The following is a 25,766-nucleotide window of genomic DNA, read 5'->3' as shown; positions in this document are numbered from 1 at the left end:
TTGCAAGCTGTTACCGCAGTGAGCGGGTGGGCAGTGCCGGCCGTTGCGCGCCTGCGAAACAGCGGCAGCTGCTGCCCAGTGAATCCAGCAACGGCTGGAACTCTTCGAGCAACCAGTCGCGCAAGCGCAGGCAACTGGGCTCATTTTCCTTATCTTCGTTGAAGGCCAGGAAGTGGAAGGTGTCCTTGAGCACCAACTCCTCTTGCACCGGGCGCACCAGCAGCCCCTGGGCCACCAGTTGTGCCACCAGGTGGTGCCAGCCCAGCGCCACGCCCTGGTTGCCAAGGGCCAGTTGCACCAGCAGGTGAATGGGTTGCCGCCCACCGTCAGCAGTTTGACCAGTGGCTGCAAGCCTCGCGTGATGCAGCGGCCCAGGCCGGTCAGTAACCTGATCCATCAGCGTTGGCTTTTTCGCGGGCTCGCCCGCTCCCACAGGTCCGCCACAGGTTCTGAACACTGTGCAGTGCCTGTAGGAGCGGGTTTACCCGCGAAGAGGCCAGCAGGTACAGCAACGTTGCCTTGTCGGACGCATTCGCGGGTATACCCGCTCCTACGGGGACCGCGGGGAAGCGGAGATTTGAACATGAACAACAGATTCCAAGGCAAGGTCGCCCTGGTCACCGGCGCCGCCCAAGGCATCGGTCGTGGCGTGTGTTGGCGGCTCAAGGCCGAGGGTGCGCAATTGGTGGCGGTAGACCGCTCCGAACTGGTCCACGAACTGGCCGGCGAGGGGGTGCTGACCCTGACCGCCGACCTTGAACGGCACGCCGACTGCGTCCGGGTCATGGCCAGCGCAGTAGCAACGTTCAGCCGCCTCGACATACTGGTCAACAATGTGGGCGGTACCATTTGGGCCAAGCCTTTCGAGCACTACGCGGCCGAAGAGATAGAAGCCGAAGTGCGCCGCTCGCTGTTTCCCACCCTGTGGTGCTGCCACGCCGCACTGCCGTACATGCTCGAATGCGGCAGTGGGGTCATTGTCAATGTCTCGTCGGTCGCCACGCGGGGCGTGAACCGGGTGCCGTATGGTGCGGCCAAGGGTGGGGTCAATGCGCTGACTGCTTGCCTGGCCTTCGAAACCGCTGGCCGTGGCATCCGCGTCAACGCCACCGCGCCCGGTGGCACCGAAGCGCCGCCGCGGCGGGTACCGCGCAACACCGCCGAGCAAACCGAGCAGGAGAGGCGCTGGTACCAGCAAATTGTCGACCAGACCCTCGACAGCAGCCTGATGCACCGCTACGGCAGCATCGACGAGCAGGTCGGGGCAATTCTGTTCCTGGCCAGCGATGAAGCGTCATACATCACCGGGGTGACCCTGCCGGTGGGGGGCGGTGACCTCGGCTGAACCGCCTGGTCTTGCGGGGTTGCATCTGGCAACAAGGCGGGGAATTGCCTAGCGGCCCTGGTTGAGGGTAGTTTCCCCGTCACCACCTGCGAGGAATGCTCCCTTGGACTCGATTACCCAAGCTGTACTCGGCGCCGCCCTGCAGGGTGCCGTGCTGGGCCGCCTGCAAGGCCGCCGCGCGCTGTTGTATGGCGCGGCGTTGGGCACGCTGCCGGACCTCGACGTGATCATCCGCTACGCCGACCCGGTGTCGCAGATGACTTACCACCGCGGCTTCTCCCACTCGCTGTTCGTGCTCACCGGGCTGGCCTTGCTGCTGGCCTGGCTGGTCAACAAGTGCTGGCCCGACAAAGGCTATACCTTGAACAGGCTGTTCCTGGCGTTCTGGCTGGTGCTGATCACCCACCCATTGCTCGATGCCTTCACGGTCTATGGCACCCAGTTGTTCTGGCCTCTGCCAGTCACACCGCAAAGCTGGGCTGCGGTGTTCATCATCGACCCGGTGTATACCTTGCCCCTGGTGGCCGCCGTTATCTACGCGGCCGTGCGCGGAGTGACTGCCAGGGCCACGCGGCTGCTGACCCTGGCACTGGTGTTCAGCACGGCGTACCTTGGTTTCGGCCTTGCCGGGCGCATGGCCGCCGAGCAGCGCTTCCAGGCCGCACTGGACCAGCAAGGTATCGTCACCACTGAACTGCGGGCCGTACCCATTGCCTTCAACAGCCTGGTCTGGCGAGTGTTGGCGAAAATCCCCGGGGGTGACTACTTGGAAGGCATCAGCAGCGTCTTCGACCGGCAGGCGCCAGAAATGCAGCGCTTGCCGCGCAATACGGAGTTGGCGCAGGTGTTGGCCACCGATGAGCTGTATCAGCGTTTGCGCTGGTTCACCGATGACTGGTTGCGTTACGACCAGGTCGGCGACGTGCTGGTGGTCACGGACTTGCGCATGGGTATCCCGGGCAACTACAGCTTCCGTTTCCACATGGCCCACCGGGACCGCCAGGGGCAGTGGGTGGTCGATGTGCCAGCGGCTTTCCAAACCGGGCCCGGGTCGATGTTCAACAGGCGCGACCTGGTGTTGATCTGGCGGCGTGTCTTGGAGCAGCAACCACCGCTGCCGTTGGCCCTGTGGACCGAGCGCTACCTGGGCGTCAGCCCTGTCGAACGCGAGCGCTGAGCGTTGCGCTCGGCGGGGCTGGACCTGGTCAAATGGACCGCCATGGCGACCATGGTCGCCGATCACCTGCGCTTTCTATGGCCCACAGCCGATGGCCTGTTCGTGGTGGGCAGGCTGGCGTTCCCGTTGTTTTGCCTGGCCATTGCAGTGAATGTGCAGCGGGCCAGGGCAGGGGCTTTCAATACCATTGGCAATGTGCGCTACCTGGGGCTGATGCTGCTGTTCGCGGTGCTATCGGAACCTGCATATCGCTGGCTGGACGGCGGCTCGCAGACATTGAACGTGATGCCGACGCTGGTATTGGGGTTGCTGGTGGCCTGGGGTGTGCATTACCCGTTGCTGTCGCTGCGTTTGCTGGGTTTGGCGGCCGGGCTGGCAGGTTTTTTGTTCAGTGGGCAGTTGATGTATGGGGTGCCCGGGGTATTGCTGCCAGGCGCCTGCCTGATGGCGCGCCGGCAGGGCGGCGCGGCCTGGGTGTTGCCTTGCCTGCTGGCCATGGGCGGCAACCTGACCAATAGCTGGTTGCAGGCGCATTTGCTGGCACCGATCACCCTGCTCACACTGCTGAGCGCGGCCTCGGCGCTTGCGCTTGGCTCAGCGCTGTTGCGCCATGATGATTGGCGGGTGCCGGCAGTGGGGCGCTGGGGCTATCTGTTTTATCCAGTGCATCTGCTGGTAATAAAGGTGCTGTCATGAGCCTGTGATCGGAGGGCGGGCCTACCCAAGCCCCTTCAGCCGATCAGCATCAGGGCCTGTTGCAGGGTCAACGGCTGTTTCATACGCTGCGACAGCGCCGCCATGGCATCGGAATACCCCCTGGCAATCACTGCCTCGACCTGCTCGTTCACGCACTGCAGGGCGATGAAGTCACCTGTTTCCGGCTCGCCGACGAACTCGATGCGGTTCCAGTCCTGTGCGTGCCCCAGCACCTCGAAGGTAACCCCGTGCTGGTAGGTCCAGAAGAACGGCACGTCGGCGTAGCGGCGTTGCTCGCCGAGCATGTTGGCCGCTGCGATCACCCCCTGTTGCTGCGCCAGGCGCCAGTGTTCGATGCGCACCGGGCGCCCGGCAAGCGGGAATGTGGCGATGTCCCCTGCCGCCCACAGGCCGGGGGCAGCACGCATGTCGGCGTCGACCCTCACCGATTTGTCTTCCCCCAGGGGCACCCCGTGCAGAAACGCCGTCGCGGGGCTGACGCCGGTTCCCAGCACGACCAAGGCTGTTTGCAGGCGCTCGCCGTTGGCCAGTACCACGGCCTCGACCTGCCCCTGGCCTTCGATCAGCTTGACCTCGGTGGGGCCGTGAAAAGTCACCCCTTGAGCCTCATGCAGCGTGCGCAGGCAACGGCCAATGCGTTCACCCAGCTGTCGAGCCAAGGGGATCTCGTGGCGGGCTACCACATGCACCCGCGCGCCGTACGCCTGCAGGGCCGAAGCGGCCTCCAGGCCGATGAAGCCGTCGCCCACAATGACCAACGGCTGGCCGGGCTCGGCCGCTTCGAGCACGCGCTCAGCATCGTCGCGGGATCGCAGGGTGAACACCCCAGGCAGATCGATACCGGCCAGTTGCGGGCGCACGGGCTTACCGCCGGTGGCAAGCAGGCAAGCGTCATACGCGATCGACTGGCCGTCAGCCAAGGTGATTTGGCGGTGCTGGCCGTCAACGCTGCGCACTTTGCCATGCTTGCGCTCCAGTTGGCCTTGGCGCAAGGCATCGGCGTCGAGCAAGGCGGGTACTTCGTCGGGGGGCATCTGCCCGGCGATCACGAATTTGCTCAGCGAGGTCCGGTCATAGGCGGGCTGACGCTCCTGGTCTATCCACACCAGCCGGCCGGCAAAACCTTGCCTGAGCAGGGCGGCCACCGCAGCGCTGCCCGCGGCCCCGGCACCCACCACCACAAAGCAGCGGGCATCGCTGTGCCTGGGCGGCTCGACGGCAGCCAGGGGCTGGTCATCTACCCACACCTGATCGCCCTTGAGCCACACCTGGTAGCGGCGCAGGTCGGCAAGTGCCGGCGGTTCGCAGACTGCGCCGTCGTCGACGGCAAACGCGGCTTTGTGCCACGGGCAGACCAGTAGCCCGGCGCACACCACACCCTCGTCGAGCGGCGCGCCGGCGTGCGGGCAATTGGCCTGATAGGCGCGTACCTGCTGGCCTTGGCGAACGAGGATGATCTCTTCGCTGCCGGCCTGAACGCGCAACGGGCGGTCCTCGTCGAGTTGTGCCAGGCGGGCCACGGCGTACTGGGTCATGAGGGTTCTCCAAAGGGGCCTTTGGAACCATTTGACGCCTGAGGTGGGAAGGGGGTGCGTTGAGCTGACGACCGGTGTTCCGGTGGTAACGGGCCACGCCCGCTGCCACTAGAACACCCCCGTTGCATCACTATGCTGGCGTGGTCTGGCAGCGGGCTGGCTCGCCGCTGGACTCAATTGGCCCGGGCAGCACTCAGTGCACCGGCCCTGGTCACGCGCAGCGCCACCAGGCTACCGAGCACGATCAGTGCCGCCAACGAATACAGGGCGGCATCGGTGGACCCGGTCTGGTCTTTGATGAACCCCACCAGGTACGGGCTGAGGAAGCCGGCCATCTGGCCGACCGAGTTGATGATCGCCAGGCCGGCCACGGCGGCACTGGCGCTGAGCAGCGCCGTGGGCATCGGCCAGAACATCGGCAGACCGGTGAGCGCGCCCATGGTGGCGATGGACAGGCCAAGGATGGCAATGGCCGGGTTGGCGGCGAAGTTGACTGCGATCAGCAAGCCCATGGCGCCCATGAGCATCGGCACCACCAGATGCCAGCGGCGTTCGTTGCGCAAGTCGGCCGAGCGGCCGCACAGAATCATGAACACCCCGGCCAGCAGATACGGAATGGCGCTCAGCCAGCCGATCAGCAGCGGGTTGTCGAAGCCCATGCCCTTGATGATCGACGGCAACCAGAAGTTGATGGCGTAGACACCGCTCTGGATACAGAAATAAACGAAACCAAAGGTCCAGATCAGCGGGTTGGTCAGTACCGCCAGTACACTGTCGCCGGTAGTGGCGGGCTTGCTGGCAGCGTCGGCCGCCAGGTCTGCGGCGATCAGCTGGCGTTCGCCCGCGCTCAACCAGGCAGCCTTCTGGTAACCGTCACTGAGCAGGAACACTGCCAGAATGCCCAGGGCCACGGTGGGCAGGCCCTGGATCAGGAACATCCATTGCCAGCCGGCCAGGCCATGCTGGCCGGCGGCGAAGTGTTCGAGGATCCAGCCGGAGAACGGCCCGCCCAGCAGGCCCGAAACCGGGATAGCCGACATGAACAGGGCCATGATGCGCCCGCGTCTGGCTGCCGGGAACCAGCGCGAAAGGTACAACACCACACCCGGGAAGAAGCCGGCTTCGGCCGCCCCAGTGAGCAGGCGCAAGGTATAGAACTCGGTCGGGGTGGTGACGAACAGCAGACAAGTGGACAAACTGCCCCAGGCGATCATCATCAGCGCGATCCAGCGCCGAGGGCCGAAGCGGTTGAGCGCCAGGTTGCTGGGCAGGCCGCACAATACATAGCCGATGAAGAAGATGCCGGCGCCAAGGCCGTACACGGTTTCGCTGAACTTCAGCGCGTCGAGCATCTGCAGCTTGGCAAAGCCGACGTTGACGCGGTCCAGGTAATTGAACAGGTAGCAGATGAAAATGAACGGAATCAGCCGCAGGGTGACGCGCCGGTACAGCGCGTTGCGGGTGGTGTCCGTGCCTTGGTCAGGGGCTGGGCTGTGTGCCATGATCGGATTCTCTGTTGTTATGGTTATCGCCGCGTCGCCTGTGCCGGCGCTCGCCCTGACGAGTCTCGGGGACTGCGGCGTGCCTGTCTTTGTGCTTTTGCACAGTGCCGGGCGCGGGCTGCTGTGCCCGAGCCCAAAAGCCTAACACCCTAAGGACCGTGCAATGTTCGAACTCGACCATGACCTGGCACAGGATATCGTTGACCGGGCGATGGCCATTCTGCCGTGCAACGTCAATGTCATGGACAGCCAGGGGTTGATCCTGGGCAGCGGCGAGCCGGAACGCATCAACACCCGCCATGAAGGCGCCCAGTTGGTACTTGCCAACGGCCGGATCGTCGAATTGGACACTGACGCGGCCAAATGCCTGAAGGGCGTGCAGCCTGGGGTCAACCTGCCGTTGATGCTCGACGGCAGGTTGATGGGCGTGCTGGGCCTGACCGGCGACCCGCAGCACGTGCGGACCTACGGTGAACTGGTGCGCATGACCGCCGAAATGCTGCTGGCCCAGCGCCATTTGCAGGCCGACCAGCAGTGGCGGCGGCAGCGCTGTGACGACCTGCTGGCGTTGCTGCTTGGCGGCAGCGGTGATTCCCCGCGGTTGCTCGACGAAGCCCGGCAACTGGGCCTGAAGCCACAGCTGCCGCGTGTGCCGTGCTTGTTCGAACTGGCCTCGGGGCCGGCCGCCGAGGCACTGGCAGCGTGGTTGACCAGCCGTTACCCCGACAGCTGGTGTGTCAGCCCGGCGCGGCAGTCGTTGCTGTGGTGCCGCCCGGCGGGTGCCGCGCTGGATGAGCCGCGCCTGCTGGAACGCCTGCAACGGCATGGCTGGGAAGTGGAACGGCTAGCCCTGGGCAGCGCCGCGCAGAGCCTGGAGCAGTTGCGCCGGGGTTACCGTCGGGTGCGTGACTTGCTGGCTTATGGCCGTGAGGTATTGCCTGGCGAACGCCTACTCAGCCTGCAGCGCTACCGGCTGCCGGCACTGCTGTGGCGCCACCGCAATGATGACGCACTGGATGAACTGCTGGAACCGTTGCAGCGCATACGCGTCAAGGACAGCAGCGGCCAACTGCTGACCACCCTGCGGGCATGGTGTGCCCATGACGGCCAGAGCCAGGCCTGTGCCGATGCCTTGGGCATTCATCGCAACAGCCTGCGCTACCGGCTGGAGCGCATTGCCGAGTTGGGCGAGGTCGACCCGCTGCGGATGGAAGGCATGCTGAGCTTGTACCTGGGGTTGCAGCTGTTGCCTGCAGACTGAAGCATTTCTCTGTTGCGGCCCTATCGCCGGCAAGCCGGCTCCCACAGATACAGGCCTGAGGGAGCACTCATTGCTGTGGGAGCCGGCTTGCCGGCGATAGGGCCGCCACAGGCCAAAGGCGTCCGCCCAAACAACCCACCCGGGGTTTTGTGCATTTGACCGAGGCCGCCTGGGCGCACAGCTGTCAGCATGCCGCCATCAGGACAGGAGAATCCCCATGAAGATCGTCATTGCCCCCGACTCGTTCAAGGACAGCCTCGATGCTGCCGGGGTTGCGCGCGCCATCGCTGCCGGCTTGCGTGAGGGTTGCCCGGGTGTGCAGGTGGTCGAATGCCCGATGGCCGATGGTGGCGAAGGCACCATGGACGCGATCCTTGCCGCCAGCGACGGCGAGCTGCGCCGCCAGACCGTGCGCGGGCCGCTGGGGCAGAGCGTGGAAGCCGGCTGGGGCTGGTTGCCGCACAGCCGCACGGCAATCATCGAAATGGCCCAGGCCAGTGGCCTGCAGCTGGTCCCAACCGGGCAGCGCGATGCCTGCCGCAGCAGCACCTGGGGTACCGGCGAGCTGATTGCCGCCGCGTTGGCTGCCGGCGCACAGCGCGTGGTGCTGGCCATTGGCGGCAGTGCCACCAATGACGCCGGCAGCGGCATGTTGCGTGCGTTGGGCCTGCGCCTGCTGGATGCCCAGGGGCAGGCGCTGGAGGAAGGGGGGCTGGCTTTGGCGCAGTTGGCGCATATCGATGCCAGCGATCTCGACCCACGCCTGGCTGAGGTACAGTTCGAGGTAGCGGCCGACGTCGACAACCCGCTGTGCGGGGCCAATGGTGCATCGGCGATCTTCGGCCCGCAGAAGGGCGCCAACCCGCAGCAGGTGCAGGCGCTGGACCAGGCGCTGGGGCATTTTGCCGACCACTGTGCGCAGTTGCTGGGTCAGGATGTGCGTGACTACCCAGGTTGTGGCGCCGCCGGTGGCATGGGTTTCGCCGCGCGGGCATTCATGGGCGCGCAGTTCCGCCCCGGGGTAGTGGTGGTGGCGGAACTGGCCGGGCTCGATGCCCTGGTGCAAGGTGCTGATCTGGTGGTGACGGGCGAGGGGCGCTTCGATGCACAGACCTTGCGCGGCAAGACGCCAATGGGCGTGGCCCGGGTCGCCAAGCGCCACGGGGTACCGGTGGTGGTACTGGCCGGGACCTTGGGTGAGGGCTACCAGCAGTTGTATGCGCACGGCGTGGATGCGGCCTTTGCCCTGAGCAGTGGGCCAATGAGCCTGGAGCAGGCATGTGCCGATGCTGCTGAGCTGCTGCAGGCGCGGGCCTGTGACATCGCCCGCCTGTGGCGCTGCGCAGCCGTCAGGGAATGAGCACCTGCTCATGGCCGGCCGGTAGGGCGGCCAGTTCGCCGAAGCGTTGTGCCGCATCGATGTAGCGCAGCGCCGACTTGGCGTCTTTCCAGCCCACATAGCTCATCAACGCTTTCAACTCCCAACCATTGGCGGTGGCCCAGGTGGCGAAACCGCGCCGCAGCGAGTGGCCGGTGTACAAGGCTGCCGGAACCCCGGCGCGTGCCAGCATGCGCCTTAGCAGCCCCACCAGGCTGTTGCTGTTGAGCGCGCTGTCGCCCAGGTTGCCCCAACGGTCGAGCTTGCGAAACACCGGCCCGTGGGCAATGCCGGCAACCTCCAGCCATTGCAGGTAGGCCGTGACCGGGCACAGGGCCTTGAGCGCGGGGGTGCGGTGCTGCACCCCCAGCGCTTCGCGATCACCCTTGCTGCGTGGCAGGAACAGGGTGATGCCGACACCCGCTTCGGCCTGGACATGCTCCACGCGCAGGCGCGCCAGCTCATCGCCACGAAAACCCCGCCAAAAGCCCAGCAACAGCAGCGCGCTATCGCGCCGTGCGCGGCGCAAGGCGGCCAGGTCGTGATTCTCACGGGCCTGGCGGGCTTCCTCTTCGAAACAGGCGACCGCCGTTTGCAGGTGCTGCAGCAGCAGCGGCGCTGCCTGCTTGGGCGGGGCCGGGTGCAAGCTACGAATGCCGCGCAGCACCTGGCGCACCAGGGGGGCCTTGGTGGGGTCGGGAAAGCCTTGGGCAACGTGCCACTGGCTCAGCGCGGCCAGCCGTTGGCGCAGGGTGCTCACGGCATGCTGGTCGGCATGCTCGGCCAGGTAGCGGGCGATGCTCTCGGCGGTGGCCGGCAGAAAGCCGCCCCAGTGGCTTTCGAAGTGTTCGACGGCAGCCTGATAGCTACGCCGAGTGTTGTCGCGGGTGGCGGCGCGCAGGTAGCGTTCGATATCGGTCATGGTGCAAGCGGCGGTGGAGGATGGCTACACGATAAACCTAAATCACCCGGCTGTCCCGGGTGTGATCGGGCGCGCTGTACAGCAGCGGCACGCTACGGTATACCTGAGCGCGACCAAGGGGAGCCCGGCAACGGGCTGAGAAACCGCTGAGCATCGCAGCGCGGTGACCCTTCGAACCTGATCCGGATCATGCCGGCGAAGGGATGGGCTCGATACGTGTCGTTACCTGCCTTTTTGCCGGCCTCACATGCGAGGCTCGTCCATGCCCAGTGCCAAGGTCTCGCTGCCATCCCCCCACAAGGACAGCACCATGACCGAACGCTTCAGCCAGACCCTGCGCCGCCACAGCGAACCGACCTGGTCGGCCGCCGTTGGCCACCGTTTCGTGACCCAACTGTGCGACGGCAGCCTGCCGGCGCCGGTCATGATCGACTACCTGGTGCAGGACCACCGCTTTCTCGACAGCTTCCTGACCTTGCTCGGTGCCGCCATCGCCACCGCCGATACCTTCGAGGCCCGGCTGCGCTTCGGCCGCTTTGCCGGCATGATCTGCAGCGACGAGAACACCTATTTCCTGCGCGCGTTCGAGGCGCTGGATGTCAGCCCGGCGCAACGGCGCGAACCCGCCGATACCGCACCCACCGCCGGTTTCAAGGCGATCATGCGCGAAGCGGCCGCCACCCGCTCCTACGCGGCGGCGCTGGCGGTGCTCAACGTTGCCGAGGGCCTGTATCTGGACTGGGCGCTTAAAGCGCCAAAGCCTTTGCCGGAGAACTTTGTCCATGCCGAATGGATCACGCTGCATGACAATCCGGCCTTCCAGGACTTCGTTGCCTTCCTGCAGGCTGAACTGGACCGGGTAGGCCCGCAGGCGGCGGCGCTGGCCAGTGACTTCTACCAACGCACCGTGGCACTGGAGCTGGCCTTCTTCGATGCTATCTACCCGGAGGGCCAGTGAGCATGGATATCTTCGAGCGCCTGAAAACCGCCGCCAACCGCCCCTGGGCCCGCTATGTCACGCACGACTTCGTGCAGCAGATGGGCGCGGGCACGTTGAGCGAGCAAGCGTTTCGTACCTACCTGGTGCAGGACTACCTGTTCCTGGTCCAGTTTGCCCGGGCCTGGGCGCTGGCTGCCTACAAAAGCCGACGCCCGGCGGACATTCGTGCCGCACAGACCACGCTCGCGGCCATTCTCGATGAAACCGAGCTGCACCTGCGGCTATGCGCGCGCTGGGGGTTGAGCCAGGCCGACATTGAAGCGGCGCCCGAGCATCAGGCCACCGTGGCCTACACCCGTTACGTGCTGGACTGCGGCGCTGCCGGGGACCTGCTGGAGCTGCAGGTGGCACTGGCCCCCTGCGTGGTCGGCTATGCCGAAATCGGCCGCGCCCTGGCCGAACAGATTGGCGACTTGAGCGGCCACCCGTACCGCGAGTGGATTGGCGAGTACGCGGGTACAGCCTACCAGGGCGTGGCTGCGGCAGCTCGCCGGCACCTCGACGAGCTGGCAGCACGCAGCATGACCGAGCAGCGTTTTGCCGAACTGGCAGCCATTTTCGCCCAGGCCTCCAGCCTGGAAGCGGATTTCTGGCAGATGGGGCTGGACGGGGCGGCATAACGTTGCGTGCGGTGTCGGGCTGGGTGGTTACTACTCAGCCCGGAACCGCTTTGGTGCATGAATGCCTCAAAAGAAGTCGAGCCGCACACTTTCACCGGGCTAAAACCCGGCTTTACTGGTCACTGTGCACATGCACCAATGGGCTGCATGCCCGGTTTTTTCGCTGTTTGGCGGCCGCAAAAAGCGGCCCGCATCTTGCTCCAGCTGCTCCCAACTACAACCTGGAGCCCCGTGCAATGAGCTCACCCAGCGAATTTCCACTCAGCGAAGCGCCGCCATCAGCCCGCAAGGGCCTGCTGCCGATCACCATGGTCCTGTTCAGTTTCACCTTCTTCACCGGCACCATGTTTGCCGGCGGCAAACTGGGCATGGCGTTCAGTTTCGCCGACATGCTATGGGTCGCCACCCTCGGTAACAGCTTGCTTGCGCTGTATGCCGCCGCGTTGGCCTTCATTGCCTCGCGTAGCGGCCTGAACACGGTGTTGATGGGGCGTTTCTGTTTCGGGGAGGCAGGCAGCCGGCTGTCCGACTTCCTGCTGGGCTTCGCCGAACTGGGCTGGTACGCCTGGGGCACCGCCACGGTGGCGATCGTGCTGGTCAAGTTGCTTGGCCTGGCAGAGGGTTTCAGCCTGCCGTTGATGGTGGTGTTCGGCCTGGGCTTCAGCATCACCGCCATCCTCGGTTTCAAGGGGCTGGATGTGCTGGCCCGGGTTTCGGTGCCGCTGATGTTCGTGCTGCTGTTGGTGTCGATGTACATCGCCACCCGGGATGCCGGTGGGTTCGCCGGCCTGGCGGCGGTGGTACCGCATGAGACCATGACGTTTTCCGCGGCAGTGACCATGGTGTTCGGCACCTTTGCCAGCGGCGCCACCCAGGCGACCAACTGGACACGCCTGTCGCGCAGCGGGCGGGTAGCGGTAAGCGCCAGTGTGGTCGCGTTCCTGCTGGGCAACGGCCTGATGGTGGTGGCAGGCGCCTGGTGCGCCATGGTCTACCAGCAGGCCGATATCGTCGAGGTGATGATGCTGCAGGGCTTGTCCTTTGCCGCAGTGGTCATGCTGTGCCTGAACCTGTGGACCATCCAGGGGCCGACCATCTACAACGTTTCGGCTGCCGCGTGCCACCTGCTGCGCAGCGAGCGGCGGCGCACGGCGACCCTGTTGGCGGCCGCTGTGGGTATCGTGCTGGCCATGGGTGGGATGTACGAGATGCTGATCCCGTTCCTGGTGCTGCTGGGTTCGATCATTCCACCGGTGGGTGGCGTGATCATGGCCGATTTCTGGTACCGCCACCGTGGCAAATACCCGGCGCTGGGCACTGCAACGCTGCCCCGTTACAACCTGGTCGGGCTGTTGGCCTACGCCGTTGGCGCCGTACTGGCCTACGCGTCGCCTTGGGTGGCACCGCTGGTGGGTATCGGCGCCTCGGCGCTGTGCTACATCGTCGTGCTTGAGCTGGGCGGGCGCCGCGCAGCGGCCCAGGCGGGCGTCGAACCGTGAGCCTGGCGCTGGAAGAAATCCTGCAGCTGCCCGGCCTGCACGAGATGAGCGTGCGCGCCGGGGCGCGCAACCTGCAACGGCGGGTACGCTGGCCTTATGTGGCAGAAAACGAAGGTATCGCCGAATGGGTGATGGGCGGCGAGCTGGTGTTCGTCACCGGCATCAACCACCCACGGGGTGAGGCCAACCTGCTTGCGCTGGTCGAAGACGGCGACGCCGTCGGCATTGCCGGGCTGGTAATCCTCACCGGCGGCAGTTTCATCCAGCACATTGCGCCTGCAGTGATTGCCCGTGCCGAGCAGCTGGGTTTGCCACTGATCGAACAGCCTTACGCCCTGAAAATGGTGGTGGTCACCCACTTGATCGGTACTGCGCTGGTGCAGATGACCCAGGTTCGCCGCTCGCGCAACGACATCCTCGGCCAACTGCTCAGTGGCGATTACCCAAGCCTGGCGATTGCCCGGCAGCGCGCTGCGCACCTGCAATTGGCGCTGGATGAGCCGCGCCGACTGCTGGCCTTGCGCCTGGCCGGGGTCGATGAGCTGTTCCAGCGGTTGGGGCTGACGCTCGGCGAGCGGCGCTGGCAGCACACCCGCCAGGCCCTGGAGGACCAACTGCAAGCCTGGTGCCGGCAGCAGCCGGGCAGCGTCACGGCGCACCTGCCCGGTGACCTGTTCGTGGTGTTGCTGGCCGACACCCAAGACCTGCCGGAACGATTGGCCGGGTTGTACCGGCAATTGCAAGGGGTGGCCGGCGAGTTAAGCCTGTACATGGGGCTTTCCAGCCTTGCCGAAGACTGTGCACACTACCGCCAGGCCTTGAATGAAGCGCGCCAGGCACTGGATGTGGCCCGGCACCTGCGCCCGGCCAGTGGTTACTGCAATTTCAGTGAGCTGGGCGTGCTGCGCTTGCTACAGGGCATCGTCGACCGCTCGCTGATCGACGATTTCGTCAGCCGTACCCTTGGCCCGCTGCTGGCACCAGGGCGTAAGCAAGCCACTGCATTGGTCCACACCCTCGACGCCTTGCTCATGGAAAATGGCAACAGCCTCAAAGCCGCCCAGCGCCTGGGCCTGCACCGTAACACTGTCAATCAGCGCATACAGCGCATCGAACAACTGAGCGGGCAGTCGATCGACGACCCGCTTTTTCGCATGAATGCTTCGGTCGCCATGTTGGTATGGCGCATGAGCGAAGCCCACGGCAAGGAGTAACCGCATGAACATCATCAACGCCCGGCTGCGCGGCAAACCCGGCTTGTTCCGCATTGAACTTGCTGGCGAGCGCATCAGCGCAATCGTGCCGCAGGCAAACGTGGTGGCGCAGGCGCCCGGCGACCTGGACGCTGCACAGAACCTGGTGGTAGCGCCCTTTGTCGAGCCGCACATCCACCTTGACGCCACGCTGACGGCCGGTGAGCCGAGGTGGAACATGAGCGGTACGCTGTTCGAGGGCATCGAGTGCTGGGCCGAGCGCAAGCAGTTCACCACCCACGATGACATCAAGGCCCGCGCCAAGAAAACCATTGGCATGCTGGTGGACCACGGTATCCAGCATGTGCGCACGCATGTCGATGTCACCGACCCGACGCTTACCGCGCTCAAGGCCATGGTCGAGGTACGCGACGAAGTCCGCGGGCTGGTCGACCTGCAGATCGTCGCGTTTCCGCAGGAAGGCATCGAGTCGTATGCCAACGGCAGGGCATTGATGACCGAAGCGGTGGCCATTGGTGCCGACGTGGTGGGGGGCATTCCGCATTTCGAGAACACCCGCGACCAGGGCGTGTCGTCGATAAAATTCCTGATGGACCTGGCCGAGCGCAGCGGCTGCCTGGTAGACGTGCACTGCGACGAAACCGACGACCCGCAGTCACGTTTTCTTGAAGTTCTGGCCGAGGAAGCCCGGGTACGTGGCATGGGCGCCCGGGTCACCGCCAGCCATACCGTGGCGATGGGTTCGTATGACAACGCTTACTGCTACAAGCTGTTCCGCCTGTTGAAGCTGTCGGGCATCAACTTCGTGTCTTGCCCAACCGAAAGCATCCATTTGCAAGGGCGCTTCGACAACTACCCCAAGCGCCGTGGGGTTACCCGGGTAGCCGAGATCGACCGCGCCGGCATGAACGTGTGCTTTGGCCAGGACTCCATCGTGGACCCGTGGTACCCGCTGGGCAACGGCAACATCCTGCGCATTCTCGAAGCCGGGCTGCACATCTGCCACATGCTCGGCTACGAAGACTTGCAGCGTTGCCTGGACCTGATCACGGACAACAGCGCCCGCACCCTGAACCTTGGCGAGCACTATGGCATCGAGGTGGGGCGCCCAGCCAACCTGCTGCTGCTGTCGGCACCCGATGACTACGAGATGGTGCGCAGCCAGGGGCATGCGCTGGTCTCGGTGCGCCATGGCAAGGTGCTGATGCAGCGCACGCCAGCCCAGGTGCAGCGCCTGCTCTGAGCGGTTGAGGTTGGGGCCCGGCGCTATGTCGGGCCCTGGCGTCAGCTGTCACCCGACCGCTTCGAGGAACTTGTCCAGAACAATGTTGCGGCCACACAGGACCACCGCAACCCGCTTGCCTTGGTACTGCCTGGCCAATTTCTGCATGCCGGCGACGGCAACTGCCGCAGCGCCTTCGATGATCCAGCGCTCGTGGCGGGCGATGTCGCGCATGGCTGCACGGATTTCGTCCTCGCTGACCAGCACCGTCCCGGTGACCAGCGCCTGGCACAGCGGGAAGCTGACAGCACCTGGCTCGATGCCACCGGCGGTGCCGTCGGAAAGGGTTTGGCGCGCCTGTACTTCGATGATCTCACCCGCCTGTAGCGAGCGCGCCAATGCGGGGTCATTTTCGGGCCAGCAACCAATGATTTCGGTGCCCGGCTTGAGCACGCGCAGGGCGGCGCCGATACCGGCAATCAGCCCGCCGCCGCCCACCGCGACGAATACCGCGTCCAGGTCGGGTGCCTGCTCGAACAACTCCATTGCGAGGGTGCCTTGGCCTGCGATGACCTGCAGGTCGTTGTACGGCGACACGAACGGCACACCCCGCAGCCGCGCTTGCCTGGCGGCCTCCAGTTCTGCACCCAATGGGTCGGTGGGCAGGCAGATGACTTCGGCGCCCAAGGCACGCATCGCTGCCAGCTTGTAGGCCGACGCTGAAGCGGCGCTGTACACCGTCACCGGCACCCCAGCGGCGTTGCCGGCCATTGCCAACGCCTGCCCGTGGTTGCCCGAAGACGCGGCGATCACACCGGCAGCCCGCTGTTGGGTTGGCAGCAGGCGGATCTTGTTGCTGGCGCCGCGAAACTTGAACGAACCGGTGTGCTGCAGGTGTTCGCATTTAAGCAGCACATCGCAACCGGTCTGCTCCGAGAGGCGGGCGCTGCGGGTCAGTGGCGTCACACTGACGGCAGGGCGCAGTGCCGCATGGGCATCCTTTATGGACCGAAAAAGCCCATCCAACTGGGTGGCATCGATAATGGGCGCAAGAGCGGGAGTGGCTGCCATGCTGTAAACCTACATAGAGATGGAATATTCGTCTACCGTAGACGTTTATTCTATTCGAGACAAGCAGGCGTGCACATGCGTCGCGGTGCTCATCCCAGCAAGCCGGCGATAGCGGGTTTAAAGGGCCTTGAGCTCTTTCAGGTACTTGTACACGGTCGCGCGCCCCATGCTCAGTACGTTGGCCACATAGTCCACGCCACTGCGGCCTTGGAACGCGCCCTCGGCATGCAGCGCCTGCACCAGGCTGCGCTTGTCCTTCATGCGCAGCGTTTGCAGTGACAGGTTGCGCGCCTGCAGCCAGCCATGCAGGAAAGTGTTGATGCGTTCCTGCCAGTCATTGCGGAACAATGCGTCCGGTTGCGGCACCAGCCGGCTCATCTGGAAAAACGCATCCAGCGCAACACGGGCCTGCTCCAGTACCGACACGTTCAGGTTGATGCACATCAGGTGCTCGGCTTCGCCCTGGGCATTGCGCAGCACGGTGCTGATCGAACGGACCTTCTGGCCGTTCCAGTTGAGTTTCTCGTAAGGGCCAAGGTTCGTGCCCTGGAGCAAGTCGCCCAGTTCATGATCGATCGCCGAGTCGTCACCCAAGGTGCGTTGGGAGAAGTTGTTGGCGATGTGCACCACTGTCTGGCTGCGCAGGTCGTGGACGATGACTTCCGCGTGCGGGTACAGCAACAGCGCGATGCTGTCGGCAATTGCCTTGTAGTTATCCAGGGTCATTTGTTTCGGGTGCTTTTTCGCAGGGGCAGGAACCGGACCTTCATGGTGGCGGCAAAGCAACTGGGACACAAGGCGGGTGGTTGCAGAGCCTCGTACCGCTGCCAGCACTACCAAACACACAAATTCACCCCTCACATGCGATAAGCCGCGATTATTCCATGTGAGAAAAACTTTACTGACCAAGGCCGTCATTGGCATAATCAGTACGTAATTACATGCTACATAACACAGTACGAAATTGTAGGAGCACTCATGGCCCGGGGCGGCATAAACAAGGTGGTGGTGCAGCAGGCACGCCAGGCGCTGATAGCCCGGGGCGAAAACCCCAGCATCGATGCCATTCGTATCGAACTGGGCAATACCGGTTCGAAGACCACCATTCATCGCTACCTCAAGGAGCTGAACGGCCAGCAGCCGGTTGCCTCGGAAGGTGGCGTTGCATTGAGTGAGGTGCTGGCCCGCATGGTTGGGCAATTGGCGACCCAGTTGCAGGACGAGGCCGATCTGACCATCGAGCAGGCCGAAAGCACGTTTACCCAGCAGCGTGAACAGCTGCAGGCGCAGCTCGAAAGCGCGCAGCAAGCCCTGGCCGCAGCGCATCAGCAGCACCAGATCGATGCCGCGGCACTGGCTGCCGAATCCGAGCGGCTGCTGACCACGCAAAGCACGTTGCAGGCCGAACAGCTACGCAGTGCGAGCCTCAACCAGTCGCTGGGCGAACTCCAGCTGCGCCTGGCAGACAAGGACGAACAGATCCAGTCACTGGAAGACAAGCACCGCCATGCCCGCGACGCCCTCGAGCATTACCGCAGCGCCAGCCGTGAGCAGCGCGAGCAGGAACAACGCCGGCACGAGGCGCAATTGCAGCAGTTGCAGGTGGAAGTGCGCCAATTGCAGCAGGGCATGATCGTCAAGCAGGACGAACTGACCCGCCTGCACCGCGATAACGAGCGCTTGCTCGGTGAGCAGCGCCAAGTGGCCAGCGAATGCCGGGCGCAGGGGGAATTGCTGGAGCAACGTGATGCGCAGATCCAGGGTTTGCGCACGATCCTGGCGCAGGCGCAGGGCGCCAGTGAGGAAATGCGCCGGCAACTGGAGACCCAGGCACAGAGCCTGGAACAACGGCGCGAGCTGTGTACCGAGCAAGCACGGCAGCTGAAACACTTCGAGGAACAACTGCGCGAGCGTGACGAGGCGTTGGCGCAGTGCCGGGCGCTGGTGGCCGAAGCAGCAGGTTAATCAAACTTTTTCGTGGCAGCGCTTTCTTCCCTAAACACCTCAAGGAGATAGCGCCATGCCTGATAAACAATCACCGCACAAACAGGGGCCGCACTCGTCGGAGCAGGCGGACAAGCAGAGTGACCTGGGTTTCGACCCGGATTCGCCGGACCTCGACGATCCGCAGATTGACCCGCAGGGCCCCGCTAAACCACCCAGGGATGTGGAGAAGAAATAGGGAATGCCCGCCAGCTCAGCGAAATGGGCTGGCGAGTTTACCGAGGGATTTGCCCGGGCTGTGAGGCCAGGCGGCGCAAATCCCCGGTTTGCCAGCGCTTAGCCCTCGGCCCGCCTGGCGGCGTCCACACCGGCCGCCGACAGCTTGATGGGGTACTGGACGCTGATTTGGTGGTCACTGCTGACCACCACGCTGCCATCATGAATCAGGCCGTCGTCCTGTAGGGTCTTGAGCATGCCTGCAACGGCCTTCTCGCCACGATAGTTGTCCAGCACTTCCTTGCCCAGCCCCTGTGGGTGAGCATGCAGCAGGCGGGTGAGTACTTCGCTTTTCAGTGCATCGTTACTCATGTCGAACCTCACGTTCACTTAGCGTGTTTGGCCTGTAGTGCCTTGGCGTGCTCCAGGTGCTGTTCCAGCTTGGGCAAGGTTTCGCTGGCGAAGGCCTTCAGCTCAGCCTTGTCGGAGGACGCAGCTTCTTTCTTGAACAGCTCGACCGCTTTCTCGTGCGCATCGACCTGGTTGTTGAGGTAAGACTTGTCGAACGACTCGTCACGCCATTCCAGGATCATCTTCTTGACCTTGTCGGTCATCGCCGCGTCGTCGGGTACCGAAATATCCAGTTTACGGGCGATGTCGCCGAGCTTCTGGTTGGCCTGGGTATGGTCGGTGACCATTTGCTGGGCGAAGCTCTTGATCTCTGCGTTCTGGCTTTTCTCCTGGGCCAGGTTGCCGGTAACCACTTCGGCGATGCCGGATTCGACCGCTGCATCGACGAAATCATTGGAGCTGGCTGCCAGCGTGTGGGCCGATACCAGGCCCAGCACCATCGATAACCCGACCCGCTTGATGAAAAGACTGCTCATGCTTCACTCCTTAAACCTTGGCGCGACCTCAGTGTCGCGTACGGTTGAGGGGCGGGGCAGGGCAAAGGTTTAATCTTTTTCACCACCGGCAGCGAACCCGGTGGCGCTCAATCCACGGCCAGCACCTGTTGCTGGAGTTGCCAACGCACCGAACTCACGCCCTTTTCCAGGCTGACCCGGCTGACCAGGCGCTCCAACTGCGCCGGTGCCTGGGCGGTGCCCAACAGCTCTGCACGCACCTCAAGCCTGGCCGGGTTGTCCAGGTCGGCACTTTGCAGCGACTGCAGGCGTAGCTGCGGTTCGGCCAGGCTGTGCAGCATCAGGCTGCGCACTTGGATCTCGTCCTCGGCGCGGCAGACGATGCGCACTTCGAAATGCTGTTCGTGCTCGCTGGCGGGCACCACGCCCTGGCGGTCAAGGCGTTGGGCGATGTCGCGCAGCAGGATATTCGCGCACAGCACCACCAGGCTGCCCAGCGCGGCCTCCAGCAACAGCCCCAGGCTGCACAAGACACCGACCGCTGCCGTGCACCACAGGGTGGCGGCGGTATTCAGGCCGCGCACATTGAAGCCGTCGCGCATGATCACCCCGCCGCCGAGAAAACCAATGCCCGAGACCACATAAGCGGCAACGCGTGAGGCATCGGCAGCGGCCATGCCGGGCACTGCCTGGGTCATCAGCACGAACAGGCAGGCCCCGGTACTGACCAGTGCATTGGTGCGCAGCCCGGTCAGGCGCTGGCGCAACTGGCGTTCGGCGCCGATCAGCGCCCCTAGCAGCAACGCGACACTGACGCGCAGCAGAAAAACGTTCCAATCCATAGCTCACCTCTTCCACGGGCACAGGCCCGCATGAGCGCCATCACTGGGCGCGGTTGAAAAACCAGAAAGATGCGCAGGACCACGGGGGGAGGGAGGTGAAGCGGGGGTTACACGAAACCACCGTCTTGCCAGGCTGGCCAGACAGTAGAGGACACTGCCGGGCTAGCGCGCCACGTGGGCCTGTCGCAAGCGACTGGGGCTACTGTCCAAAGCGGGTCTCCTGTTGGGATGGCTAAATTGCGACGCGGACCATACGCCCCGCGGCAAAGCCGGTCAAGGGTGCAAAGATGACAATGGCTTAATCGGCACATGCCCTGCGGCAGCGCCTGCCACATGGAAAAAAAAACCATCAGCCGGTAACCTTGCGCCACCCTATGCGATCACCCGGACCGTTCCATGCTGCTCAATCTGACCGTGCTGTTCGGCACCCTGGTGGCCATGGAGGGCGTAGGCACGCTGGCCCACAAGTACATCATGCATGGCTGGGGCTGGTGCTTGCACCGCTCGCACCATGAGCCACAGCTGGGCATGCTCGAAACCAATGACCTCTACCTGCTGGCGCTGGCGCTGATAGCCGCCGCCCTGATCGCCCTGGGCAAGGGCGGCCATGCGCCGCTGCAGTGGGTGGGCGGTGGCGTGGCGGGCTATGGCGTACTTTATGTACTGGCCCATGATGGTTTCTTTCATCGGCACTGGCCGCGCCGGCCACGGCCGGTCAACCGCTACCTCAAACGCCTGTACCGGGCGCACCGGCTGCACCATGCAGTGAAGGGGCGCACCGGAGGGGTGTCGTTCGGTTTCTTCTACGCGCCGCCGTTGAAGGTGTTGAAACAGCAACTGCGGGGCAAGCGCAACCGGCGCTGACTGCCTGGCCGTTACCCGGCGGTGCCGCCTTCAGGCTGCGCCACGGCGTGCCCACGGCTCACCCACCAGCCGAAACCGGCGGCGGTGAAGAACATGATCAGGCTGTACAGTGCTGCCGGCACTGCCATGGTCGGGTTGTTCAGCAGCGACGGGCTCAGCGCCAGGGCAATGGCCAACGTGCCGTTGTGTATGCCGATTTCCATGCCGATGGCGATGGCCTGGCGCTTGGGGATGTTGAGCAGGCGCGGCACCCAGTAGCCCACCGCCAGGCTCAAGATGTTGAACAGCAGCGCCGCCAGGCCCACGACCGGTGCGTACTCGACCACCGTCTGCCAGTCCTTGGCCAGCGCCAGGACAATGGTGAATGCCAGAAACAATGCCGCCACCAGCTTCATCGGCTTTTGCATGCCCGCGGCAAACGCGGGGGCAAAGCGGCGAATCAGCATACCCAGCGCCACCGGCAGCAGAACAATGGCGAACACCTGCATGACCTTGGCGAACTGCAGCGGTATGGCCTGGTCCGACGCCATGAACCAGCTCAACGACAGGTTGACCAGCAGCGGCATGGTGAGAATCGCGATCAATGAGTTGACCGCTGTGAGGGTGATATTCAACGCCACATCGCCATGTGCCAGGTGGCTGAACAGGTTCGCCGTGGTGCCGCCCGGCGAAGCGGCCAGCAACATCAACCCCACCGCCAGCGCCGACTCCAGGCCAAAACCGTTGGCGATCAGGAAGCACACCAGCGGTAACAGCAGAATCTGGCAGGCCAGGCCCACCACCACGGGCTTGGGGTATTTCACTACCCGTGCGAAGTCGGCCAAGGTCAACGACAGGCCAAGGCCCAGCATGATGATGCCCAGGGCCAGGGGCAGAACGGCGGTGAGCAGGGGCGAGGCGGTCATCGGTAGTCTCTCGGGCGAAGGATCCGAAGCAGTCTAGGTGGGCCGGGGTGGATAGGTAATTGCAAAGAGCCAGCTCTTGGTAACCATTTGTTACCAGAGACATCCCTCATCGGCGCTGTATGGCGCGTTGCAGCAAGCCCGCAGGCGCAGTAGCATGCCGCCTTTTTCGAGGATTAGCCTGTCATGCCGTTCCAGCAAGGTCTGCTTGCCACCCCGGTGCCGGCCCACGCCCGCCACCTGTTCTTCACCCTGCAATCGCCCGAGGCGTTGCCTGCCGCCCTCGATGCCTTGCTACCGCAGGTCGATGGCGTGCAGGTGATTCTGGGCGTAGGCGCGCCCATGGCCAAAGCCCTGGGGCGTGAAGTACCTGGCCTGCGTCCTTTCCCGCTGCTGGATGCGGCGGTAGAGAACCCCAGCACCCAGCATGCGTTGTGGCTGTGGCTGCGTGGCAATGAGCGGGGCGACCTGCTGCTGCGGGCCCAGGCACTGGAGCAGGCGTTGGCGCCGGCCCTGCGCCTGGCCGACAGCGTTGACGGTTTCCTGCACCGAGGTGGGCTGGACCTGACCGGGTACGAAGACGGCACTGAGAACCCGGTGGACGAGGATGCGGTGCAGGCAGCGATCGCTGCCGATGGTTCCAGCTTTGCTGCGTTTCAGCTGTGGAAGCACGACCTGGCGTACTTCAAGTCGCTGCCCCAGGCCGACCAGGACAACATCATGGGCCGCCGCCTCAGTGACAACGAAGAACTCGACGACGCGCCCGAGTCGGCACACGTCAAGCGTACTGCCCAGGAAAGCTACGAGCCCGAGGCCTTCATGGTGCGCCGCTCGGTATCCTGGGCCGATCAGCGCGGCGCCGGCCTGGCCTTCGTTGCCCTGGGCCGCAGCTTCGATGCCTTCGAAGTGCAACTGCGGCGCATGAGTGGCCTGGAGGACGGCATCATCGACGGCCTGTACCGCTTCAGCCGGCCCCTGAGCGGCGGCTACTACTGGTGCCCGCCAATCAGCGCCACCGGTGTCGACCTGAGCCCGCTGCTGCAGGGCAGGTAAAAACATCCGGACACAGAAACGCCCACGCGCGCCGGGTAGAGCGACTAGCCTTGCAATTTTCCCTGGCATGACGGGAGCTTTTCCATGTATGCACGTCGTGATGTCCTACGCGCGGGTGCTACGTTAGGCCTATTGGCCAGCGCCCCTTGGTTGCACGCGGCCACGCCGGCAGGCATGTTGACCCGCGCCGTACCGTCCAGCGGTGAAGCGCTGCCGGTCATTGGCGCCGGGACTTCCGGCAGTTTCGAGGTTGAAGCCGGTTCGGCTGCCTACCAGCAACTGCGGGCAGTGCTCAAGGCCTTTTTCGACGGTGGCGGGCGGGTGATCGACACCTCGCCCAATTACGGTGGCGCCGACAGCATTCTTGGCCAATTGCTGGAGGAGGGGGGTTGGCATTCACGCTGTTTCATTGCCACCAAGATTGCCGCCGACAGCCGCGCAGAAGCCCAAGCGCAATGGGCTGACAGCCTGAAGCGGCTGCGTACCGACAAGGTCGACCTGTTGCAGGTGCACAACCTGCGTGACTGGCGAACCCAACTGCCCTACGCGCGCGAACTCAAGCAGCAGGGCAAAACCCGCTATGTGGGGATCACCCATTACCTGAACAGTGGCCACGCCGAGGTCGCCGAGCTGGTGCGCAGCGAGGCGCTGGATTTCATCCAGATCAACTACTCGGTCAGTGCCCCCCAGGCGGCCCGTGAATTGCTGCCGTTGTGCCAGGAGCGGGGTGTGGCGGTGCTGATCAACCGCGCGTTCGACGATGGGCGCCTGTTCACCCGCGTCAAAGACCAGCCGTTGCCCGGCTGGGCCGCTGAAGCGGGCATCGGCAGCTGGGCGCAGCTGTTTCTCAAGTTCGCCATCAGCCACCCGGCGGTGACGACGGTAATTCCCGCCACGGGTCGGCCAGATCGCCAGCTCGACCAGCTCAAGGCTGGCCACGGCCCACTGCTTACCCAGGCGCAGCAACAGGCGCTGATCAGGCAATTCACCTGAGCGTATGACTGCCTGGCGGCGGCGCCTGGATCAAGGGCTGAACATACAGCCCGGCGAAGGCCCGGCGGTTATCGCCGGCTTGCTGCTGTTCTATTGCCTGTTTACCGGTTACTTCATGCTGCGCCCTGTGCGCGAAACCATGGGCGTTGCCGGTGGCGTTGACAACCTGCAGTGGTTGTTCACCGGAACCTTCATCGCCAGCTTGGCATGCCTGCCGGTGTTCGGCTGGCTGGCCAGTGGCGTGCAACGCCGGTTCATCCTGCCTTGTACCTATGGTTTTTTTGTCAGCAACCTGCTGCTGTTCGCCGTGTTGTTTACCCGCACGCCAGGCAACCTGTGGGCGGCGAGGGCGTTCTACATCTGGCTTTCGGTGTTCAACCTGCTGACCATCTCGCTGGCCTGGAGCGTGCTCGCCGACCTGTTTTCTACGGCCCAAGGCAAGCGCCTGTTCGGCCTGTTGGCCGCCGGGGCCAGCCTGGGTGGCCTCAGCGGGCCGATCCTGGGCGCGCTACTGGTGGCGCCGCTGGGCCATGCCGGGTTGCTGCTGCTGGCGGCGGTATTCCTGCTCGGCAGCGTCGGGGCAAGCCTGTTTCTGCAGCGCTGGCGACAGCGGCATCCGTTGCCAGCGCATGCCGAGCGCAGCGCCGCAAGGCCGCTGGGCGGCAACCCACTGGCCGGTGCCACTGCGGTACTGCGCTCGCCTTATCTGTTGGGCATTGCGCTGTTCGTGGTGTTACTGGCAAGTGTCAGTACCTTCCTGTACTTCGAGCAGGCACGCATCGTCAGCCAGACTTTCACCGACCCTACCCGGCAAACCCAGGTGTTCGGCTTGATCGACAGCGTTGTGCAAGCCTTGGCCATCCTCACGCAAGTCTTCCTCACCGGGCGGCTGGCACGTCGCCTGGGGGTAGGCATATTGCTGATGGCCGTGCCGCTGGTGATGGCAGTGGGCTTCTTGTGGCTGGCGCTGGCACCGGTGTTCGCGGTGTTCGTAATGGTCATGGTGGTGCGCCGTGCAGGGGAGTATGCGCTGGTACGACCGGGGCGCGAGATGCTGTTCACCGTGTTGCCGGCCGAGGACAAGTACAAGGCCAAGAACTTCATCGACACCGTGGTGTACCGGGGTGGCGACGCCCTCAGTGGCTGGCTCAAGCGTGCCCTGGACGTGATGGGCGAACACCCGCAACTGGCCATGCTGATTGGGGCAGTAATGGCCGTGGCCTGGGCGGCCACCGGCGCTTGGCTTGGCCGCCGTCAGGCCAATATGGATAACCCGCCGCGCGACTGAAAGGCGCGCCAAATAAGGACTTGCCGCTTATTTAACGCCACCGGTCCGAAGCCTGCCAATTGAAACGAATCCCGACCCGAGCCTGTACTCCGAATTCATGTACGGCGCTGAAGCCGTGCATCCCGAAATCATATGAGGTTTCAGACCATGGCCACTAAAGACAATAGCCGTACCGGCAACCAACAAGGCAGCCAGGGCGGTAACAAGAACTCGGGCAACTTCGCCAATGACCGCGAAAAAGCCTCCGAGGCAGGCCGCAAGGGCGGGCAGCATTCCAGCGGCGGCCAAACCAGTGAATCGGGCCGCAAAGGCGGCCGCTCGTAAACGAGGCCCTG

27 protein-coding genes and 1 riboswitch are annotated in these 25,766 nt (G+C 64.4%); of the genes, 17 read left to right on the top strand and 10 right to left on the bottom strand.

Going from position 1 to position 25,766, the window contains the following annotated elements:
- Positions 1–10 precede the first annotated feature (10 nt).
- Positions 11–397, bottom strand: coding sequence for a type 2 periplasmic-binding domain-containing protein (locus L1P09_RS13270; protein ID WP_054904721.1), 387 nt, complete (start codon positions 395–397; stop codon positions 11–13).
- Positions 398–583: 186 nt separating this feature from the next.
- Here L1P09_RS13270 and L1P09_RS13265 point away from each other — a divergent pair, with 186 nt between their 5' ends.
- The 3 genes from L1P09_RS13265 (at position 584) to L1P09_RS13255 (ending at position 3,218) form a co-directional block, all read left to right on the top strand.
- Positions 584–1,345 (top strand): 1,6-dihydroxycyclohexa-2,4-diene-1-carboxylate dehydrogenase, encoded by a 762-nt coding sequence (locus L1P09_RS13265; RefSeq protein WP_054904720.1) that lies wholly within the window; start codon positions 584–586, stop codon positions 1,343–1,345.
- Positions 1,346–1,448: 103 nt separating this feature from the next.
- Positions 1,449–2,522, top strand: coding sequence for a metal-dependent hydrolase (locus L1P09_RS13260; RefSeq protein WP_235767719.1), 1,074 nt, complete (start codon positions 1,449–1,451; stop codon positions 2,520–2,522).
- Positions 2,523–2,525: 3 nt separating this feature from the next.
- Complete coding sequence (locus L1P09_RS13255) at positions 2,526–3,218, top strand: TraX family protein (protein WP_054904718.1); 693 nt, start codon at positions 2,526–2,528, stop codon at positions 3,216–3,218.
- Positions 3,219–3,253: 35 nt separating this feature from the next.
- Here L1P09_RS13255 and L1P09_RS13250 read toward each other — a convergent pair whose 3' ends face one another.
- Both L1P09_RS13250 and L1P09_RS13245 read right to left on the bottom strand, forming a co-directional pair.
- Complete coding sequence (locus L1P09_RS13250) at positions 3,254–4,774, bottom strand: FAD-dependent oxidoreductase (RefSeq protein WP_054904717.1); 1,521 nt, start codon at positions 4,772–4,774, stop codon at positions 3,254–3,256.
- Between the two features lie 173 nt (positions 4,775–4,947).
- Positions 4,948–6,276: an MFS transporter gene (locus L1P09_RS13245; protein ID WP_029886214.1), complete on the bottom strand. Its 1,329-nt coding sequence runs from the start codon at positions 6,274–6,276 to the stop codon at positions 4,948–4,950.
- A gap of 163 nt (positions 6,277–6,439) precedes the next feature.
- Here L1P09_RS13245 and L1P09_RS13240 point away from each other — a divergent pair, with 163 nt between their 5' ends.
- Both L1P09_RS13240 and L1P09_RS13235 read left to right on the top strand, forming a co-directional pair.
- On the top strand, positions 6,440–7,537 hold the full coding sequence (locus tag L1P09_RS13240) for a sugar diacid recognition domain-containing protein (protein WP_054904716.1): 1,098 nt from the start codon (positions 6,440–6,442) through the stop codon (positions 7,535–7,537).
- A 217-nt stretch (positions 7,538–7,754) separates the two neighbouring features.
- The gene (locus tag L1P09_RS13235) at positions 7,755–8,897 is read left to right on the top strand and encodes a glycerate kinase (protein WP_054904715.1); all 1,143 of its coding nucleotides are present in this window, start codon (positions 7,755–7,757) and stop codon (positions 8,895–8,897) included.
- Here L1P09_RS13235 and L1P09_RS13230 read toward each other — a convergent pair.
- Entirely contained in the window at positions 8,887–9,837 is a 951-nt protein-coding gene (locus L1P09_RS13230; protein ID WP_054904714.1) for a site-specific integrase, read from the bottom strand. The two genes, L1P09_RS13235 and L1P09_RS13230, sit on opposite strands and share 11 nt — an antisense overlap.
- A gap of 106 nt (positions 9,838–9,943) precedes the next feature.
- Positions 9,944–10,058: riboswitch (TPP riboswitch) on the top strand.
- A gap of 89 nt (positions 10,059–10,147) precedes the next feature.
- Between L1P09_RS13230 and L1P09_RS13225 the strand changes: the two genes are divergently transcribed.
- The 5 genes from L1P09_RS13225 to codA all read left to right on the top strand — a co-directional run bounded on the left by L1P09_RS13225 (position 10,148) and on the right by codA (position 15,413).
- Entirely contained in the window at positions 10,148–10,795 is a 648-nt protein-coding gene (locus tag L1P09_RS13225; protein WP_054904729.1) for a TenA family protein, read from the top strand.
- A gap of 2 nt (positions 10,796–10,797) precedes the next feature.
- Positions 10,798–11,457 carry a thiaminase II gene (gene tenA / locus L1P09_RS13220; protein ID WP_054904713.1) on the top strand — a complete coding sequence of 220 codons (660 nt, stop codon included), beginning with the start codon at positions 10,798–10,800 and terminating at the stop codon, positions 11,455–11,457.
- A 236-nt stretch (positions 11,458–11,693) separates the two neighbouring features.
- On the top strand, positions 11,694–12,956 hold the full coding sequence (gene codB / locus L1P09_RS13215; RefSeq protein WP_154211343.1) for a cytosine permease: 1,263 nt from the start codon (positions 11,694–11,696) through the stop codon (positions 12,954–12,956).
- Positions 12,953–14,170 carry a PucR family transcriptional regulator gene (locus tag L1P09_RS13210; RefSeq protein ID WP_054904711.1) on the top strand — a complete coding sequence of 406 codons (1,218 nt, stop codon included), beginning with the start codon at positions 12,953–12,955 and terminating at the stop codon, positions 14,168–14,170. The genes codB and L1P09_RS13210 overlap by 4 nt, the downstream gene beginning before the upstream one ends.
- A 4-nt stretch (positions 14,171–14,174) precedes the next feature.
- Positions 14,175–15,413 carry a cytosine deaminase gene (gene codA, locus L1P09_RS13205; protein WP_009686916.1) on the top strand — a complete coding sequence of 413 codons (1,239 nt, stop codon included), beginning with the start codon at positions 14,175–14,177 and terminating at the stop codon, positions 15,411–15,413.
- Positions 15,414–15,461: 48 nt separating this feature from the next.
- On the opposite strand, the gene L1P09_RS13200 is transcribed toward codA, so the two are convergent.
- Both L1P09_RS13200 and L1P09_RS13195 read right to left on the bottom strand, forming a co-directional pair.
- Complete coding sequence (locus L1P09_RS13200) at positions 15,462–16,463, bottom strand: threonine/serine dehydratase (protein WP_235767718.1); 1,002 nt, start codon at positions 16,461–16,463, stop codon at positions 15,462–15,464.
- A 117-nt stretch (positions 16,464–16,580) separates the two neighbouring features.
- A complete protein-coding gene (locus tag L1P09_RS13195) occupies positions 16,581–17,189 on the bottom strand; it encodes a helix-turn-helix transcriptional regulator (protein ID WP_192440080.1) in 609 nt (202 codons plus the stop codon).
- Positions 17,190–17,441: 252 nt separating this feature from the next.
- Here L1P09_RS13195 and L1P09_RS13190 point away from each other — a divergent pair, with 252 nt between their 5' ends.
- Positions 17,442–18,428 carry a DNA-binding protein gene (locus L1P09_RS13190; RefSeq protein WP_235767717.1) on the top strand — a complete coding sequence of 329 codons (987 nt, stop codon included), beginning with the start codon at positions 17,442–17,444 and terminating at the stop codon, positions 18,426–18,428.
- A gap of 55 nt (positions 18,429–18,483) precedes the next feature.
- Complete coding sequence (locus tag L1P09_RS13185; RefSeq protein ID WP_235767716.1) at positions 18,484–18,645, top strand: DUF6021 family protein; 162 nt, start codon at positions 18,484–18,486, stop codon at positions 18,643–18,645.
- A gap of 98 nt (positions 18,646–18,743) precedes the next feature.
- On the opposite strand, the gene L1P09_RS13180 is transcribed toward L1P09_RS13185, so the two are convergent.
- The 3 genes from L1P09_RS13180 to L1P09_RS13170 all read right to left on the bottom strand — a co-directional run bounded on the left by L1P09_RS13180 (position 18,744) and on the right by L1P09_RS13170 (position 20,331).
- The gene (locus tag L1P09_RS13180; protein WP_054904707.1) at positions 18,744–18,995 is read right to left on the bottom strand and encodes a hypothetical protein; all 252 of its coding nucleotides are present in this window, start codon (positions 18,993–18,995) and stop codon (positions 18,744–18,746) included.
- Positions 18,996–19,009: 14 nt separating this feature from the next.
- Positions 19,010–19,510, bottom strand: coding sequence for a DUF4142 domain-containing protein (locus L1P09_RS13175; protein ID WP_054904706.1), 501 nt, complete (start codon positions 19,508–19,510; stop codon positions 19,010–19,012).
- Positions 19,511–19,617: 107 nt separating this feature from the next.
- Complete coding sequence (locus L1P09_RS13170) at positions 19,618–20,331, bottom strand: MgtC/SapB family protein (RefSeq protein ID WP_009686909.1); 714 nt, start codon at positions 20,329–20,331, stop codon at positions 19,618–19,620.
- A gap of 396 nt (positions 20,332–20,727) precedes the next feature.
- Between L1P09_RS13170 and L1P09_RS13165 the strand changes: the two genes are divergently transcribed.
- Positions 20,728–21,195, top strand: a complete 468-nt coding sequence (locus L1P09_RS13165; protein ID WP_009686908.1) for a sterol desaturase family protein — start codon at positions 20,728–20,730, stop codon at positions 21,193–21,195.
- A gap of 11 nt (positions 21,196–21,206) precedes the next feature.
- On the opposite strand, the gene L1P09_RS13160 is transcribed toward L1P09_RS13165, so the two are convergent.
- Complete coding sequence (locus L1P09_RS13160; protein WP_154211342.1) at positions 21,207–22,100, bottom strand: bile acid:sodium symporter family protein; 894 nt, start codon at positions 22,098–22,100, stop codon at positions 21,207–21,209.
- A 183-nt stretch (positions 22,101–22,283) separates the two neighbouring features.
- On the opposite strand from L1P09_RS13160, the gene L1P09_RS13155 reads away from it, so the two are divergent.
- From L1P09_RS13155 to L1P09_RS13140, 4 genes are all read left to right on the top strand, one after another.
- Positions 22,284–23,150 carry a Dyp-type peroxidase gene (locus L1P09_RS13155; protein WP_054904704.1) on the top strand — a complete coding sequence of 289 codons (867 nt, stop codon included), beginning with the start codon at positions 22,284–22,286 and terminating at the stop codon, positions 23,148–23,150.
- An 84-nt stretch (positions 23,151–23,234) separates the two neighbouring features.
- Entirely contained in the window at positions 23,235–24,143 is a 909-nt protein-coding gene (locus L1P09_RS13150) for an aldo/keto reductase (RefSeq protein ID WP_192440076.1), read from the top strand.
- 4 nt (positions 24,144–24,147) lie between these two features.
- Positions 24,148–25,431 (top strand): NTP/NDP exchange transporter, encoded by a 1,284-nt coding sequence (locus tag L1P09_RS13145; RefSeq protein WP_235767715.1) that lies wholly within the window; start codon positions 24,148–24,150, stop codon positions 25,429–25,431.
- Between the two features lie 147 nt (positions 25,432–25,578).
- A complete protein-coding gene (locus tag L1P09_RS13140; protein ID WP_009686902.1) occupies positions 25,579–25,755 on the top strand; it encodes a con-10 family general stress protein in 177 nt (58 codons plus the stop codon).
- Positions 25,756–25,766 lie beyond the last annotated feature (11 nt).

The organism is Pseudomonas juntendi (assembly GCF_021560075.1).
GTDB lineage: Bacteria > Pseudomonadota > Gammaproteobacteria > Pseudomonadales > Pseudomonadaceae > Aquipseudomonas > Aquipseudomonas juntendi.
The sequence above is the reverse complement of the archived record's forward strand: the minus strand, read 5'-3'. Positions and strand labels throughout refer to the sequence as shown.

Coding starts and splice junctions, on each gene's coding strand:
- L1P09_RS13200 (WP_235767718.1), bottom strand. CDS start 16,463: ATGGCAGCCACTCCCGCTCTTGCGCCCATTATCGATGCCACCCAGTTG.
- L1P09_RS13170 (WP_009686909.1), bottom strand. CDS start 20,331: ATGGATTGGAACGTTTTTCTGCTGCGCGTCAGTGTCGCGTTGCTGCTA.
- L1P09_RS13265 (WP_054904720.1), top strand. CDS start 584: ATGAACAACAGATTCCAAGGCAAGGTCGCCCTGGTCACCGGCGCCGCC.
- L1P09_RS13185 (WP_235767716.1), top strand. CDS start 18,484: ATGCCTGATAAACAATCACCGCACAAACAGGGGCCGCACTCGTCGGAG.
- codA (WP_009686916.1), top strand. CDS start 14,175: ATGAACATCATCAACGCCCGGCTGCGCGGCAAACCCGGCTTGTTCCGC.
- tenA (WP_054904713.1), top strand. CDS start 10,798: ATGGATATCTTCGAGCGCCTGAAAACCGCCGCCAACCGCCCCTGGGCC.
- L1P09_RS13175 (WP_054904706.1), bottom strand. CDS start 19,510: ATGAGCAGTCTTTTCATCAAGCGGGTCGGGTTATCGATGGTGCTGGGC.
- L1P09_RS13145 (WP_235767715.1), top strand. CDS start 24,148: ATGACTGCCTGGCGGCGGCGCCTGGATCAAGGGCTGAACATACAGCCC.
- L1P09_RS13155 (WP_054904704.1), top strand. CDS start 22,284: ATGCCGTTCCAGCAAGGTCTGCTTGCCACCCCGGTGCCGGCCCACGCC.
- L1P09_RS13225 (WP_054904729.1), top strand. CDS start 10,148: ATGACCGAACGCTTCAGCCAGACCCTGCGCCGCCACAGCGAACCGACC.
- L1P09_RS13160 (WP_154211342.1), bottom strand. CDS start 22,100: ATGACCGCCTCGCCCCTGCTCACCGCCGTTCTGCCCCTGGCCCTGGGC.
- L1P09_RS13180 (WP_054904707.1), bottom strand. CDS start 18,995: ATGAGTAACGATGCACTGAAAAGCGAAGTACTCACCCGCCTGCTGCAT.
- codB (WP_154211343.1), top strand. CDS start 11,694: ATGAGCTCACCCAGCGAATTTCCACTCAGCGAAGCGCCGCCATCAGCC.
- L1P09_RS13165 (WP_009686908.1), top strand. CDS start 20,728: ATGCTGCTCAATCTGACCGTGCTGTTCGGCACCCTGGTGGCCATGGAG.
- L1P09_RS13140 (WP_009686902.1), top strand. CDS start 25,579: ATGGCCACTAAAGACAATAGCCGTACCGGCAACCAACAAGGCAGCCAG.
- L1P09_RS13150 (WP_192440076.1), top strand. CDS start 23,235: ATGTATGCACGTCGTGATGTCCTACGCGCGGGTGCTACGTTAGGCCTA.
- L1P09_RS13230 (WP_054904714.1), bottom strand. CDS start 9,837: ATGACCGATATCGAACGCTACCTGCGCGCCGCCACCCGCGACAACACT.
- L1P09_RS13245 (WP_029886214.1), bottom strand. CDS start 6,276: ATGGCACACAGCCCAGCCCCTGACCAAGGCACGGACACCACCCGCAAC.
- L1P09_RS13195 (WP_192440080.1), bottom strand. CDS start 17,189: ATGACCCTGGATAACTACAAGGCAATTGCCGACAGCATCGCGCTGTTG.
- L1P09_RS13240 (WP_054904716.1), top strand. CDS start 6,440: ATGTTCGAACTCGACCATGACCTGGCACAGGATATCGTTGACCGGGCG.
- L1P09_RS13250 (WP_054904717.1), bottom strand. CDS start 4,774: ATGACCCAGTACGCCGTGGCCCGCCTGGCACAACTCGACGAGGACCGC.
- L1P09_RS13190 (WP_235767717.1), top strand. CDS start 17,442: ATGGCCCGGGGCGGCATAAACAAGGTGGTGGTGCAGCAGGCACGCCAG.
- L1P09_RS13235 (WP_054904715.1), top strand. CDS start 7,755: ATGAAGATCGTCATTGCCCCCGACTCGTTCAAGGACAGCCTCGATGCT.
- L1P09_RS13270 (WP_054904721.1), bottom strand. CDS start 397: ATGGATCAGGTTACTGACCGGCCTGGGCCGCTGCATCACGCGAGGCTT.